Genomic DNA, 13628 nt, shown 5'->3' on the forward strand with positions numbered 1-13628 from the left:
GAAGAACCCTATTCACGTGGCGTCGGCAGGGCGGCGGTGTTTCGGTCGCCCACCCTATGAGGTCCGGCTGCGGGGAGCCTGAAGGGTGTCCGGTCGGCTACCGTCGGCCACTGTGGACGTACTAGAGGACTACACGGGGCACGTGTCGCCGGGCGGCCCGCCGGCACGGCGCACCCTGGACGCGTTGACCATCACGAAGGTCTCGGTAGGACCGATGGACAACAACGCTTACCTGCTGGTCTGCCGTGCGACGAACGAGGCCATGCTCATCGACGCGGCAGCCGACCCGGAGCGCCTGTCGGACGTGGTGGGCCACTCCGTCGACCGCCCGCGGTTGAAGACCGTCGTGACGACGCACCGGCACGCCGACCACTGGGGCGCCCTGGGCGCGGTGGCGGGCGCGAACGGGTCGAACACGGTCGCGCACGCGCTGGACGCCGACGTCCTCCCCATCCCGCCGGACGTCCTGGTCGAGCACGGCGACACGGTGGACGTCGGCGAGGTGCCCCTGACGGTGATCCACCTGCGCGGCCACACTCCGGGCTCGATCGCCCTCCTGTACCGCGACCCAACCGGCCACCCCCACCTGTTCACCGGGGACTCGCTGTTCCCGGGAGGAGTCGGCAAGACCACGTCGCCCGAAACCTTCGGGTCGTTGATCGAGGACGTGTCGACGCGGATCTTCGACGAACTGCCCGACGAGACCTGGTTCTACCCGGGTCATGGGGACGATTCCACCCTGGGGCGTGAACGACCTCACCTGGACGAGTGGCGTTCCCGGGGCTGGTGAGCCGTGCGGGTGGGGCCGCGCACTCTGCTGCGGTCCCACCGGCGACGTCAGTCTTCGTCCCTTTTCGTCACGATGAAGGATGTGCCTGCGAGCGCTTCTCCGGCTGTTCAGTGATGGACGTTGAGCGGTGGGTCGGAGACGGGCCAGATGCGGACCAGCCAGTGTTCCCGTTCATCGCCGGCGAAATGCTCGTCCGATTCCTCGCGACCGCGCACGAACGCTTCGACGTGGTATTCGCCGGGGCCGGGCAGGGGGACGGTGTGCTCGCCCATCGCGGCGGTCGGGGACCAGAGGCGGACTTCTTCGCTCTCCGTCCGGAACACGGCTTCGGCCGAGTCGTGCCAGGACGCGGTGGGGGCGGTCGGGCGGGTGGACCACAGTTCCAGGCGGATCGGCGGGTTGTGGTCGGTGTCCGTGCTGTGGAAGAGGACGCCGCCGAGCCCGCCGACCATCAGCCAGTCGTCGCCGTCGGGGACTTCCAGTGCGAGCGGTGAGTTGTTCCGGGCCATGTCCTGGAGGCAGAACTGCGAATATTCCACGTCGACGGTGTCGTCGAACGCCGTCACAGGCCCCTGGCCAGGTGTTGTCACGGTCGCCAGCCTACGACCTGATGACATTGACCGGTCGGCGGCGACGGCGAGCGCGAAAGGGGAAGCGCGGTGCCGGCGAGTGAGTTGCTGGGTCATCCGCCCGACGCGAGGGTGCTGATCGTCAACTGCGACGACGTCGGCCTGCACGAGGACGTCGACGTCGCGGCCGTGGAGGCGATCGAGGTCGGGATCGCGGCGTCGTGCAGCCTGATGACGGCCGGCCCGTCGGCGGCGCACGCGATGCGGTTGCTCCGGGCGCGCCCGGACGTGCCGTTCGGCGTGCACCTCACCTTGGTCCGCGACTCGCCCACCGATCGGTCGGGACCGTTGACCTCGAAGGACAAGGTCCGCTCGCTGCTGGACGACGCCGGCCGGTTCTTCACCTCCGCCGACCGGGAGGCGCTGTTGGCCCGTGCGCGCGCCGACGAGGTCGAGGTCGAGTTCCGGGCACAGGTCGACGCGGCGGTCGACGCGGGGCTCTCGCCGACGCACCTGGACTTCCACTGCCTCGCCGACGGTGGGCGCGACGACGTCCTGGCGCTGACGGTGGGGTTGGCGGAGGAGTACGGCTTGGCCGTGCGGGTCTGGTTGGAGGAGGGGCGGCGGGCGATGCGGCGGCGCGGGCTGCCCGTGATTGACCACCCGTTCGTGGACAGCTTCGCCCTCGACGTCGACCGGAAATTCGCTCGATACGGTGAACTTCTGCGTGACTTGCCCCCAGGTCTCAGCGAGTGGGCCGTGCACCCGAGCGTCGCGAGCGCGCGGTCGCGGGAGGTCGACGGCGGGTGGCGCGTTCGGCGCACCGACTACGACTTCCTCGTCTCACCAGAGGCCCGCGACCTGGTCGACCGCGAGGGCATCACCGTGATCGACTACCGCGCCCTGCAAAAGGAGTGGTCGCGGTGATCGCCACCCGGCCAGACTCGGGGACGTGGACCTCCCCGCCGACCCGCTCCGCTTCGATCCCGACGCCGACGCGCTGATCACGCCGTCCGCGCCCGAGCTGACCGAGCCGTGGCCGGACCGGCTGGTCCTGTGCTACTTCCACGAGCAGATCGCGGCCTTGCGCGAGCGGGGCGCCGCCCGGCTGGCGGGACGGTTCACCGCCGAAATGGGCGGGCACGGCATCCACCTGGTCGACGCCGCCGACGGCGACCCGGTGGCCGTCTTCCACCCCGGCGTCGGCGCCCCGGCCGCCGTGCACCACCTCGAACGGGCGATGGCCGGCGGCGCCCGCCGCGTCGTGCTGTGCGGCAGCGCCGGAGCGCTCGTGCCGGGCCTGGTGATGGGCCACGCCGTGGTGCCGACCGGCGCGGTGCGGGACGAGGGGACGTCGTTCCACTACGCGCCCCCGACCGAGGTGGTCGACGTCGACCGCGCCGTGGTGGACGCCCTCGTCGGCCTGCTCGCCGAACGGGACGTGCCGTGCGTCACCGGGCTCACGTGGACCACCGACGCGCCGTTCCGGGAAACCCGCGCGGCGGTGGGAGCCCGACGTGACCAGGGGTGCGTGGTGGTGGAGATGGAGGTCGCGGCGCTGCTGGCCGCCGCGCGGTTCCGCGGCGCGCGGCTCGGGGCGCTGCTCTACGCCGCCGACGACCTCAGCGGCCCGGCCTGGGACTCGCGGAACTGGACCACGGCGGACGCCCGCGCCGACCTGCTCACGCTCGCGATCGAAGCCACCGGCAGGATTCACGCGTCCGAGTGATCTTCCGTCACTCCGCCACGGCGTCCAGCACGTCGAGGTAACCGCCGGTGACGCGCCGCAACCCGTCCGACACCGCCGTCAACTTGCCGGGGCTCCAGCGCTTGTCCTCGTACTCGCGGGTCTGCCGGCGCAGCGCCCGCAGGCTCACCGCCAGCTCGTCGCGCAGCCGGGCCCGGAACTCGTCCGGCCCCGGCGCGGGCAGCCGGACCCGCTCGCCACGCCCGTCCACCAACGCGGCCAACGTCGCCTCCACGGTGCCGTCGACCTCGCTCCAGACCAGGGCCGGTCGGTCGACGCCGTGGTTCCACACCGGCGCCCGCGCGGACCGCCACAGCGGCCGGATGGGGTTCCTCGCCACCCGCGCCGCGTTCGCCCAGTGCTCCGCGCCGTGCGGCTCGGCCAACCACGGCACGTCGTCGACCGGCAGGTCGACCACCAGGGCGACGGTCACCCGATCGACGTCCCGCGCCTCACCGAGGATCTCCCCGACGGCCCACAGCTCCACCACCCGCAGCGGGTGGATCGCCCCCGACAGGCCCGCCAGCTCACCGCACTTGGCCGCCAACTCCTCGACGTGCCGCACCGCCCGTGACCACTTCACGCGACCATCCTCACCCATCCGGGGGCGTCGGCAGGTGCGGCCCTCACCGCCGACCGGTCAGCACGGACACGTGGACGTGCTCCGCGAACGGCGCGTGCGGTTCCACCGCGCGCCGGATCAGGCCGGTGAACCGCGCGCGTTCCGCCGACGCCGGGAGCCGGTCCTCGGGCAACGCGGAGAGCACACCGCCCACAATGGACTCCACGTCCAGCGTGCCGGTGTAGTCGACGCCGTGCACGTCGCCCCGGAACCCGGCCGCGACCAGGCTGTCGCGGTATCGCCGCAGGCTCTCCTCGTCGGTTCCGCACGCGTTGCCGACACGCGTGCCGAACCACTGTTCCAGGCACTCGCGCAACGCCCGTGACCAGTCGGCGTCCTGCAGCCACAGCGGTGTCCCGTTCGCCAGCACCGCCACGCCTCCCCCTGGCCTGACCAGCGGGAAGAGTGCGTGGAACAGCTCGTCGTACCGCATCCAGTGCAGGGCTTGGCCGATGGTGACCGCGCCGACCGACCCGTCGCCGAGCAGGGCGCGCAACGCGGGCACGTCCGCGTCCGTGCCGATCACCCACGTGAGGTTCGACAGGCCCTGCTCGGCGGCGGCGCGGCGGGCGTGGGCCAGCATGTCCGGTTCCGGGTCCACGCCGACGACGGCGCGGAGCCGTGCCGCGAGGGGCAGCGCGAGCTGACCCGTCCCGCAGCCGAGGTCGACCGCCGTGTCGTCTGCGGTGAGCCCGAACGCGCCCGCCACCGCGTCGATCGCCTCCGGCGGGTAGCCGCGCCGGTAGCGGTGGTAGTAGTCGGCCACCTCGCCCGCGAATCCCAGTGCCATGCCGACCAGGGTGCAGGCGAACACCGTCCCGAGGACAGCGGTTGCGCTCTCAGCGCACCGACCGAGTGGTCCGGGTCAGGTGTTCGGCGACGGGTTCGGCGGGGGGTTCGGCGAGTTGTCCACAGCCCGGCGAGCGGGCCGCCGCCGCTCTCCCGCCGCTCGGTATGTTCGCCGCATGGAGCAGGTGGTGGAGATCTACACCGACGGCGCGTGCAGCGGGAACCCCGGACCGGGCGGCTGGGGCGCGGTGCTGCGGTACGGGGCGCACGAGCGGGATCTGTTCGGTGGGGAGTCGGCGGCCACCACCAACAACCGGATGGAGCTGATGGCCCCGATCCGGGCGTTGGAGACGCTGCGGAGGCCGTCCGTGGTGCGGATCTACACCGACAGCACGTACGTCCGCAACGGCGTGCTGTCGTGGATGACGAAGTGGAAGTCCAACGGGTGGCTCACGTCCGCCCGGCAGCCGGTCAAGAACGTCGACCTGTGGCAGCGGCTCGACGCCGCCACCGCGCCGCACGAGGTCGAGTGGCACTGGGTGAAGGGGCACGCGGGGCACCCCGAGAACGAACGCGCGGACCGGCTGGCGGTCCGCGGCGTCCGGGCGGCGATGGAGTCAGATCTGCGGGCAGACGTCGTACATGACGCCGAAAAGGCGGGAGGACTCGGGTGACGGTCCGGGAGGGAGGTCGAAGTAGCCCTTGGCGGCGTCCACGCACTCGGTGAGGAGGTCGTGCTCGGCGGTCAGGGTCGTTTCGCGGGATCGGGTGGTGTCGAGGGTCCGGTCGGCCTCGGCCTGCTGCGCGGTCACGTCGGCGAGGGCGCGTTCCCTGTCGGCGCGGGTGGCGGTGGTGCGGTCGAGTTCGGCGCGCTCGCTCGCGTAGAGGGCGGTGAAGACGCCCGCGACGACGGCGAACACGACGGCCAGGGCTGTCAGGACGACGATCGGCACCCGGCCGCCCGAGCGCGTGGCGCTCGGCTGGCGCATCTCCGGCTGGAACAGGTTCGGCGGGAACTCGGGGTGCGGCGGGTACGGGTGCTGTGCCGGATGCGCCTCGGCAAGCTGCGGTCCGGTGGCCCAGGGCGCGGGCTGCGGTTCGGTGCCCCACGGCGCGGCGGCGGGCTGCTGGTCGACGGCGGGCTGATCCGCCGACGCCGACGTCGGCGCCGGCACGGGTGGGGTGCCGCGGTGGTTCGGTTCGGGCGTGGTCATTCGATCCCCCTGGCTCAGCAGTGTTCCGTGGCGCGGGCGACGGCGGGCCCGAGGGCCGCGTCATCGTCGTCCCGGGCGGCGATGATGGAGTCCTTGGCCGGCTCGGCGCACTCGCGCAGCTCGGCGTTCTCGGCCTCCAGCGTGGAGATCCGCCCGGCGACGGCCTCGGTGGACGTCCTGGTCTCCTCCAGCCGGTCCTGCGCCCCGGTGAGCGACCGGCTGGTCTCGTCGAGGCGCCGGACCTCCAGCCCGAGGTCTTCCCGCGCGCCGAGGAACAGCACGATCGCCAGCACCGACGCCCCCGCCAGCAGCACGGCGAGCGCGCTCAGGACCACGACCGCGGCCCGTGGCCCGGCCGGGGCGGGCGGCGGCGGAGTCGGCTGCACGTGGTCGGTCATATCGCCCTCTTTCGGTTGAGATGGCCCGAAAGTTAGGGACGCGGCGTCGCCGTGGCCACGGGCGCGCGGCCGGGCGCTCCCGCCACCTGCCGGGAACCGCCCTGATCGTTTCCCCGGACCGGCCCGGTCCGGGGAATTCCGGGGCCTCCGGGGACCGGCCTCCGGGAGACCGACGCGGGCGGCTCCGGGGACCGGCGCGGGCGGCTCCGGGGACCGGCGCCGGGCTACAGCCAGCCGTTGTCGTGCGCGGTGAGGTAGGCCTCGGACCGGCTCGCCGCGCCGAGCTTCGCCACCGCCGCCGACAGGTAGTTGCGTACCGTCCCGGCGGACAGGTGGGTCTTCCGCGCGATCACCGCCACCGGCGTGTCGTACTCCGCCAGCCGCAGCACCTCCAGTTCGCGCGGCGTCAGCGGGCACGGCGGCGTGGTCAGCGCGTCCGCCGCCAACGCCGGGTCGACGTACCGGGCGCCGCCGTGCACCCGCCGGATCACGTCCGCCAGCGTGCCGCCCGGCGAGCCCTTCGGCAGGAAGCCCTTGGCCCCCGCCGCCAACGCCCGCTGGAGGTGCGGCGGCTTGCCGCGCCCGGTCAGGATCACCACCGCGCACCCCGGCAGGGCCTCGGCCAGCTCGGCGGTCACCTCGAAGCCGTCCAGCGACGGCATCTGGAGGTCCACCACGGCGACGTCCGGCCGGTGCGCCAGGGCCGCGCGCACCGCCTCCCGCCCGTCCGCGGCCTGGGCGACGACCTCCAGGTCCGGCTCCAGCCCGAGCAGCGCCGCCACCGCGACGCGGATCAGCTCCTCGTCGTCGGCCAGCAGCACGCGGATCACGACCGCACGGTGGCCACGAGCGTGAACACCCCGTCCTCCTCCCCCGCGCGCACCGACCCGTCCACCGCCGCCAACCGCTCGGCCAACCCGCTCAACCCCGACCCGCCCGACCCCGACCCGCTTAACCCCGACCCGGCCGACCCGGACCCACCAGACCCGGACCCACCAGACCCCGCCCCGCCCAGCCTGGACCCGTTCGCCGGCACGCCGATCGCGCCGTCGTTCGCCACGGTCAGCCGCACCTCGCCGGCCTCGACCACGACGTCGATCGTGCACCACCGCGCCCGGCTGTGCCGCAGCACGTTCGTCCCCGCCTCCCGCAGCGCCCACGACAGCTCCCGCGCCGCCGGGGGCAGCTCCGCCGGAACCGACACCGTGCACCGCACCCCGGACGAGGTCAACACCTGCTCGATCGCCGACGCCTGCTCGGCCAGCTCCACGGTCCGGTACCCGTGCACGGCCTCCCGCAGGTCCGCCAACGCCGCCGCGGCCAGCGCCCGCACCTCGTCCGCCTCCGCACCGGCCCGCTCCCCGTCCGCGACCGCCAGCCGCGACGCCAGCTCGGCCTTCAGCGCGATCACCGTCAACCGGTGCCCGAGCAGGTCGTGCACGTCCCGCGCGAACCGCAGCCGCTCCTCGATCACCGCGAGCCGGGCCCGCGCCTCACGCCCCTGCTGCGCCTGCACCACCAGGTCCCACAGCCACACCGGCAGCACGTGCATCAACGCCAACCCGACACCGACCACACCGGTGATCACCAACGCGCGCAACGGTTCCGGCGACACCGCCACGGCCACCGCGACCACCACCGGGGCCGCCGCCCACCACCACCGCCGCACCAGCACCGGGGCCGTCCCGACGAGCGCGGCGCCGACCCACGCCCAGGTGTCCCACCGGCCCGCCGCCACCGGCGCCAGCAACGGCACCGACAGCAGCGTCGCCACGGCGACGGCGACGTCCCACCGCCGCCGCGCCACACCGGGCGTCACGGTCGCGTACAGCACTCCCACGTAGGCGACGCCGAACACGACCACGCCCACCAGCCCGGCCACGACCCACCCGGGCCGGGTCTCCAGCAGCACGCCGATCCCCGGCCCGACCAGGCTCGTCGACCACGCCACGCCCAGCGACACCAGCGTGAGCGCCCGCGCCCGCCTCATCACGCGCTGCACCCCCATCGCGACACGTTCCTCACCATGCCAGGGACACCCCGACGAACGCGTCCACCACGGCGCACGCCAGCGAGTACCACGTCGGCACGACCAGCCTGGCGCGGAAGTGGACGAGGTCCCACCCGGCGTGCGCGAGCCAGCCCGCCGCGACCAGGTAGCGGCCGACGTCGGGGTCCACCAGCAGCGCGATGCCCGCGACCGCGCCGAACCCCGCCACGCCCGCCACCTGGGCCCACATCACCTTGGTGCGGCGCAGCTCGCCCCGCAGCAGCACGGCGACGAGGTAGACCAGGGCGCACGCGACCAGGCCCCACGTGCCGAAGCCGGTCCACTCGCCGTTGTCGTCGGCGACGATCACGATGCCCAGCGCGGTCGACACCACGAGGGAGACGATCGAAGAACGTTTCATGGGGACCACGTTGCGGCCGGCGGCGCACAACCCCCACCCACGCGGTGTCACCGGACAACCGTGCGATTCACACGGTCAGGTGGTGAAGACGGGCGCCAGCCTCCGCATGCCCTCGGCGATCTCGGCGGTGGTGTTCGTGGTGAACGACAACCGCAGCGTCGACCGGTCCGGCTCGGCCGCGTAGAACGGCGCGCCGGGCACGAACGCCACGTCCCGCTCCAGCGCCGACGTGATCAGCGACCCCGTGTCGACGTCGCCCGGCAGGGTGACCCACACGAACATCCCCCCGTCCGGGTCGCTCCACCGCGCGCCGTCCGGCACGGTCGACGGCAGCGCCGCGACCAGGGCGTCCCGCCGCTCGCGGTAGGCCGCGCACAACGTCCGCACGTGCGCGTCCAGGTCGTTGGCCCTCAGGTACGCGGCGGCGGCCGCCTGGTCGATGGTGGACGTGTGCAGGTCCGCCGCCTGCTTCACGATCACCAGCCTGCGCATGATCGACGCGGGCGCGCGCAGCCAGCCCAGCCGCAGTCCCGGCGCGCCGACCTTGGAGAAGCTGCCCGCGTACAGCACGCGGTCGCTCATCGTGGCCAGCGCGGGCGCCGGCTCGCCGCGGTAGCGCAGCTCGCTGTACGGGTCGTCCTCGACCACCCACAGGCCGTGCCGGTCGGCGAGCGCGGCGATCTCGGCGCGCCGCCCGGCGCTCAACGTCCGGCCGGTCGGGTTGGCGAACGTGGGCACGAGGTACAGCAGCTCGGGGCGTTCCCGCTCGATGACGTCGGCGAGCGCGGCCGGGTCCATGCCGTGCTCGTCGCCCGCGACGGGCACGATCCGCGCGCCCGCGAGCTGGAAGCACTGGAGGGCGGCGAGGTAGGTGGGCTGCTCGACGGCGACGACCGCGCCGGGTTCCAGCAACGCGGTCACGACCAGCGTCAACGCCTGCTGCGAACCGGTGGTGACGAGCAGGTCGGGGACGTCGGTGGGCAGGCCGCGGCGGGTGAGCCGGTCGGCGACGAGGGCGCGCAGGTCCGCGTCGCCCTCGGTGGGCGCGTACTGGAGCGAACGGCGGGACAGCGCCTGGTCGAAGGCCGTGCGCAGGCCCTCGACGTCGAACAGCTCGGGCGCGGGCAGGCCGCCCGCGAACGAGATGACCTCGGGGCGGGCGGTGAGGGCGAGCAGGTCGCGGACCGGCGACCCCGTGAACGTGCGCGGCATGGGGCTCCTCGAATCATCGAGCGGAAGAGTTCACGCGGTCGTGCCACGCAGGAAAGGGGCTGCACTGGGGTCGAGGCGCCGAAGTCCACCTTACCGGGTGACGATGTGGCGGTGGACCTGGAAGCGCATCGCGTGGAGCTGACCGGTTACTGCTACCGCATGCTCGGCGGGCCGTTCGAGGCCGAGGACGCCGTGCAGGAGACGTTCGTGCGGGCCTGGCGGACGTTCGACCCGGAGCGCGGGCGGCTGCGGACGTGGCTGTACTCGATCGCCACGAACGTGTGCCTCGACATGCTGCGCAGCGCGCAGCGGCGGGCGGTGGCGATGGACCTGACGTCGCCGGCCGCCGTCGGCACGCCGCTGGGCGAGCCGCTGCCGGACGGGGCGTGGGTGCAGCCGGCGCCGGACGCGCGGGTGCTGCCGGCGGACGAGGTCGCCGTGGGCCGGGAGACGGTGCGGTTGGCGTTCGTGGCGGCCCTGCAGCACCTGCCGCCACGTCAGCGCGCGGTGCTGATCCTGCGGGACGTGTTGTGCTGGAAAGCGTCCGAAGTGGCCGCGTTGCTGTCCACAACGGTCGTTTCGGTGAACAGCGCGCTGCAACGCGCACGGGCCACGCTCGCCGACCGCAAGCCCGCGCCGTTGCAGCCGTTCGACCGGGGGTTGCTGGAGCGGTACGCGGCGGCGTTCGAGCGGCACGACGTGGAGGCGCTGGTGGCGCTGCTGCACGAGGACGCGACGATGAGCATGCCGCCGTTCGCGTGGTGGCTGCGCGGGCGGGCCGACATCGCGACCGCGCTGTCCTTCGGCGACAGCGGGTGCGAGACGGCGCGGCTCGTGCCGACGTGGGCGAACGGCGTGCCCGCGTTCGGCCAGTACCGGCCGGACGAGCAGGGCGTGCACCGGCCGTTCGCGCTGGTCCTGGTGGAGTTCTCGGGGGACCTGGTGATCGGCTCGACCACCTTTTTGGGTGATCATCTGTTCGAACTCTTCGGTTTGCCGGTGATTTTGTCGGACCCCTCCCGTACGAGTGGGTGAGGACTACCGGAGGGGGATGACCATGTACGAGATCGTGGCCGGCGTGCGCACCTGGTACGAGGTGCGGGGCGAGGGCGAGCCGCTGGTGCTGCTGCACGGCGGGTTCAGCGATTCGCGGGACTTCGAGCCGAACCTGGCGCGGCTGGCGGACCGCTTCCGCGTGTACCTGGTGGACCGGCGGGGCCACGGGCGGACGCCGGACGTGCCGGGGCCGGTGTCGCCGGACGTGCTGGCGGGCGACGTGGTCGCGTTCCTGGAGCACGTGGTCGGCGGGCCGGCGCACCTGGTCGGGTACAGCGCGGGCGGCGTGGTGGCGTTGGGCGTGGCGCAGCGGCGGCCCGACCTGGTGCGCAGGCTGGCGGTGCTGAACTCGGCGTTCGGCAAGGACGGGTGGCTGTTCCTGCCGCAGCCGGGCGGCGGGCTGCCGGCCGAGGTCGCCGACCGGTACGCCGAGGTGTCGCCGGACGGCCGCGACCACCTGCCGGTCGTGGTGGAGAAGTTCGCCCGGGCGGCGCACGACCCGGAGGTGGTCGACCTGGCCGCGATCACCGCGCCGACGCTGGTGCTGGGCAGCGACGACGACATCGTGCGCCTGGAGCACACGGTCGCGCTGTACCGGGGCATCGCGGACGCGCAGCTGTGCGTGCTGCCGGGCACGTCGCACCTCATGCCGTTCGAGCGGCCGGACCTGTGCGCGTCCCTGGTGGCCGACTTCCTGACCACCACCCCGAGACCGCTCATGCCGATCCGCCGGGCGGAGGTGGTCGCCTGATCCCAGACGCCCGACGCGACGCGGTGCGACCGCCTCGGGTTGACAGCGCATATGCCGTGGTGGCTATATTGCCATTATGGCATCTACGTTCGCCGTGCTCGCCGACCCGCACCGGCGGCAGATCCTCGACGTGCTGCGGGACGGTGAGCGGCCGGTCAACGACCTGGTCGACGGGTTGTCGGTGAGCCAGCCGACGGTGTCCAAGCACCTGAAGGTGCTGCGCGAGGCCGGGTTGGTCGAGGTGCGCCGGGACGCCCAGCGCCGCCTCTACCGGCTGCGGCCGGGGCCGTTGGCCGAGGTCGACGCGTGGCTCGCGCCGTACCGGCGGATGTGGGAGGACAGCCTCGACGCGCTGGAGCGCCGACTGGACGAGGTGGACGGATGAGCGCCGAGCTGAGGCGGATCGACGGGAAGCCCGTGCTGCGGTTCGAACGGGTGCTCGCGCACCCGCGCGACAAGGTGTGGCGGGCGGTGACGGAACCGGGCGAGCTGGCGCACTGGTTCCCGGCCGAGGTGGCGATCGACGGGCGCGCGATGACGTTCTCGTTCCCCGACGAGGTCACCACCGGCGAGGTGCTGGAGTTCGACCCGCCCGCCGTGTTCGCGTTCCGCTGGAACACCGACGTGCTCCGGTTCGAGCTGCTGCCGCACGAGCGCAGCTGCCTGCTCGTGTTCACGCACGTCCTCGGCGACGAGCTCGGGGCCGGGCGCAACGCGGCCGGCTGGGACACGTGCCTGGCCGGTCTCGAAGCCCGGCTGGACGACCGGCCGGTCGAGCCGCCCGCGGCGGTGCTCGGGGCGATGGAGCGCTACGTCCGGGAGTTCGGGCTGGACGAGGGCCGGTTCGACGGCCGCGTGGTGCGGTTCGTCCGCGACCTCGTCTGGCGCCCGCTGGACGAGGTGTGGGCGCTGCTCACCGAGGGCGGGGACGGCGTGCCGACCCGTGCCGCCAACCCGGACGTGCCGGCGGGCCCGGTGGTCGAGCGCACGCCCCCGCGCGTGCTGGGGTTCGACTCGCCCACCGGCCGGGTGCGGTGGGAGTTCCGGCACGACCCGGACCGCGGCACGACGGTGGAGCTGACGCACGCGCTCGCCGACCCGGCGTTCGCGCCGCGGGCGCCGGCGGCGTGGCACGCGCACCTGGAGCTGTTCTTCGCGGCCACGTTCGGCGAGGTCCGCGGGTGGCCGGAGGACCGGGTCGCCGAGCTGGAACGGCGCTACGCGAGCAGCTGAGCGTCCAACCGGGCCAGGTGGTCGCGCCCGAACGGGCCGTTCTCCAGCCCGTCCACCAGCACCGCGGGCAGGTCGGCGCGGATCTCGGCGGAGCGTGAGGCGGCGGCCAGCGCGACGGTCGCGACCGTGTCCACGTCACCGGTGAAGGCGACGCACGTCCGCAGCACCCCGCTGAGCGAGTCGCCGGACGCCAGCGCGGTCAGCGCCGCGCGCACGCTCATCACGCCCTTCGACCCGACCTTGCCCGTCCACGGCCGCGCCCACACGTCCGAGCCGAGCCGGTCGGCGATCCACGCGCCGACCTCCGCGACCGGCCCGAGCCCGTGGTGGCAGTAGTGCACGGCCAGGGCCGCCGCCCGCGCCGCCGCGACACCGTCCGGCGTGTCGTGGGTGACCTTGGCCTGCACGTCGGTGTGGTGCAGGACGTCGGCCGCGGTGGGCAGCAGCCCGGCCGGCGCGGCACGCATCGCCGCGCCGCTCTTGTCGCTGTCCGGGCGGATGCGCGCGAGGAATTCCGCCCCCGTGCGCACGGTCCCCGGGAACGCGTGGAACCCGGAGGCGTATCCCTCGCGCGGGTCGCGGTGGAACGCCGTCACGAATGCCGACGCCACCGCCTCGGGGGTCCACGGCTCGCCGGACACCCGCAGTTCCGCGAGCGCCAGCGCCATCTGCGTGTCGTCGGTGTAGGAGCCGGGGCGGATGCCGTGGTGGCGGGGGTGCCGGACGTACCCGGCGAGCGTGTTGTGCGTGGTCACGAAGCGGTGGTCGGCGTACTCGAAGCCCGCGCCGTACGCGTCCCCGACCGCCAGTTCGACAAGCATGACGCGCACGTTATA

18 protein-coding genes are annotated in these 13628 nt (G+C 73.6%); 8 read left to right on the forward strand and 10 right to left on the reverse strand.

Going from position 1 to position 13628, the window contains the following annotated elements:
- The first annotated feature begins 112 nt into the window (after nt 1–112).
- Nucleotides 113–790, forward strand: coding sequence for an MBL fold metallo-hydrolase (locus tag ACRAKH_RS25550; protein WP_380722487.1), 678 nt, complete (start codon nt 113–115; stop codon nt 788–790).
- Between the two features lie 107 nt (nt 791–897).
- Here the strand turns inward: ACRAKH_RS25550 and ACRAKH_RS25555 are convergent, their stop codons facing one another.
- On the reverse strand, nt 898–1356 hold the full coding sequence (locus ACRAKH_RS25555; protein WP_380722485.1) for a hypothetical protein: 459 nt from the start codon (nt 1354–1356) through the stop codon (nt 898–900).
- A 93-nt stretch (nt 1357–1449) separates the two neighbouring features.
- Here ACRAKH_RS25555 and ACRAKH_RS25560 point away from each other — a divergent pair, with 93 nt between their 5' ends.
- Together ACRAKH_RS25560 and ACRAKH_RS25565 are read left to right on the forward strand one after the other, a co-directional pair.
- Nucleotides 1450–2286, forward strand: a complete 837-nt coding sequence (locus tag ACRAKH_RS25560) for a polysaccharide deacetylase family protein (RefSeq protein WP_380722483.1) — start codon at nt 1450–1452, stop codon at nt 2284–2286.
- 25 nt (nt 2287–2311) lie between these two features.
- Complete coding sequence (locus tag ACRAKH_RS25565) at nt 2312–3088, forward strand: nucleoside phosphorylase (protein WP_380722481.1); 777 nt, start codon at nt 2312–2314, stop codon at nt 3086–3088.
- 7 nt (nt 3089–3095) lie between these two features.
- On the opposite strand, the gene ACRAKH_RS25570 is transcribed toward ACRAKH_RS25565, so the two are convergent.
- The gene (locus ACRAKH_RS25570; RefSeq protein WP_380722479.1) at nt 3096–3689 is read right to left on the reverse strand and encodes a DUF7711 family protein; all 594 of its coding nucleotides are present in this window, start codon (nt 3687–3689) and stop codon (nt 3096–3098) included.
- A gap of 43 nt (nt 3690–3732) precedes the next feature.
- Nucleotides 3733–4518 (reverse strand): class I SAM-dependent methyltransferase, encoded by a 786-nt coding sequence (locus tag ACRAKH_RS25575; protein WP_380722477.1) that lies wholly within the window; start codon nt 4516–4518, stop codon nt 3733–3735.
- Between the two features lie 175 nt (nt 4519–4693).
- Here ACRAKH_RS25575 and rnhA point away from each other — a divergent pair, with 175 nt between their 5' ends.
- The gene (gene rnhA, locus ACRAKH_RS25580; RefSeq protein ID WP_380722475.1) at nt 4694–5191 is read left to right on the forward strand and encodes a ribonuclease HI; all 498 of its coding nucleotides are present in this window, start codon (nt 4694–4696) and stop codon (nt 5189–5191) included.
- Here the strand turns inward: rnhA and ACRAKH_RS25585 are convergent.
- The 6 genes from ACRAKH_RS25585 to ACRAKH_RS25610 all read right to left on the reverse strand — a co-directional run bounded on the left by ACRAKH_RS25585 (nt 5135) and on the right by ACRAKH_RS25610 (nt 9752).
- Nucleotides 5135–5731, reverse strand: a complete 597-nt coding sequence (locus ACRAKH_RS25585) for a hypothetical protein (protein WP_380722473.1) — start codon at nt 5729–5731, stop codon at nt 5135–5137. The genes rnhA and ACRAKH_RS25585 overlap by 57 nt on opposite strands.
- 14 nt (nt 5732–5745) lie before the next feature.
- Nucleotides 5746–6129: a hypothetical protein gene (locus tag ACRAKH_RS25590; RefSeq protein ID WP_380722471.1), complete on the reverse strand. Its 384-nt coding sequence runs from the start codon at nt 6127–6129 to the stop codon at nt 5746–5748.
- Between the two features lie 224 nt (nt 6130–6353).
- Nucleotides 6354–6959, reverse strand: a complete 606-nt coding sequence (locus ACRAKH_RS25595; protein WP_380722469.1) for a response regulator transcription factor — start codon at nt 6957–6959, stop codon at nt 6354–6356.
- Complete coding sequence (locus ACRAKH_RS25600; RefSeq protein WP_380722467.1) at nt 6956–8137, reverse strand: sensor histidine kinase; 1182 nt, start codon at nt 8135–8137, stop codon at nt 6956–6958. The genes ACRAKH_RS25595 and ACRAKH_RS25600 overlap by 4 nt, the downstream gene beginning before the upstream one ends.
- Nucleotides 8138–8150: 13 nt before the next feature.
- Complete coding sequence (locus ACRAKH_RS25605) at nt 8151–8540, reverse strand: hypothetical protein (RefSeq protein WP_380722465.1); 390 nt, start codon at nt 8538–8540, stop codon at nt 8151–8153.
- 75 nt (nt 8541–8615) lie between these two features.
- Nucleotides 8616–9752, reverse strand: coding sequence for an aminotransferase-like domain-containing protein (locus tag ACRAKH_RS25610; RefSeq protein ID WP_380722463.1), 1137 nt, complete (start codon nt 9750–9752; stop codon nt 8616–8618).
- Between the two features lie 15 nt (nt 9753–9767).
- Here ACRAKH_RS25610 and ACRAKH_RS25615 point away from each other — a divergent pair, with 15 nt between their 5' ends.
- From ACRAKH_RS25615 to ACRAKH_RS25630, 4 genes are all read left to right on the forward strand, one after another.
- Nucleotides 9768–10787 carry a sigma-70 family RNA polymerase sigma factor gene (locus tag ACRAKH_RS25615; protein WP_380722513.1) on the forward strand — a complete coding sequence of 340 codons (1020 nt, stop codon included), beginning with the start codon at nt 9768–9770 and terminating at the stop codon, nt 10785–10787.
- Between the two features lie 16 nt (nt 10788–10803).
- The gene (locus tag ACRAKH_RS25620) at nt 10804–11559 is read left to right on the forward strand and encodes an alpha/beta fold hydrolase (protein ID WP_380722461.1); all 756 of its coding nucleotides are present in this window, start codon (nt 10804–10806) and stop codon (nt 11557–11559) included.
- Between the two features lie 76 nt (nt 11560–11635).
- Entirely contained in the window at nt 11636–11944 is a 309-nt protein-coding gene (locus ACRAKH_RS25625; RefSeq protein WP_380722459.1) for an ArsR/SmtB family transcription factor, read from the forward strand.
- The gene (locus ACRAKH_RS25630) at nt 11941–12792 is read left to right on the forward strand and encodes an SRPBCC family protein (protein ID WP_380722457.1); all 852 of its coding nucleotides are present in this window, start codon (nt 11941–11943) and stop codon (nt 12790–12792) included. Before ACRAKH_RS25625 ends, ACRAKH_RS25630 begins: the two co-directional genes overlap by 4 nt.
- Here ACRAKH_RS25630 and ACRAKH_RS25635 read toward each other — a convergent pair.
- Nucleotides 12777–13613: an ADP-ribosylglycohydrolase family protein gene (locus ACRAKH_RS25635; RefSeq protein WP_380722455.1), complete on the reverse strand. Its 837-nt coding sequence runs from the start codon at nt 13611–13613 to the stop codon at nt 12777–12779. The two genes, ACRAKH_RS25630 and ACRAKH_RS25635, sit on opposite strands and share 16 nt — an antisense overlap.
- Nucleotides 13614–13628: the final 15 nt, after the last annotated feature.

It is taken from the genome of Saccharothrix hoggarensis (assembly GCF_052936025.1).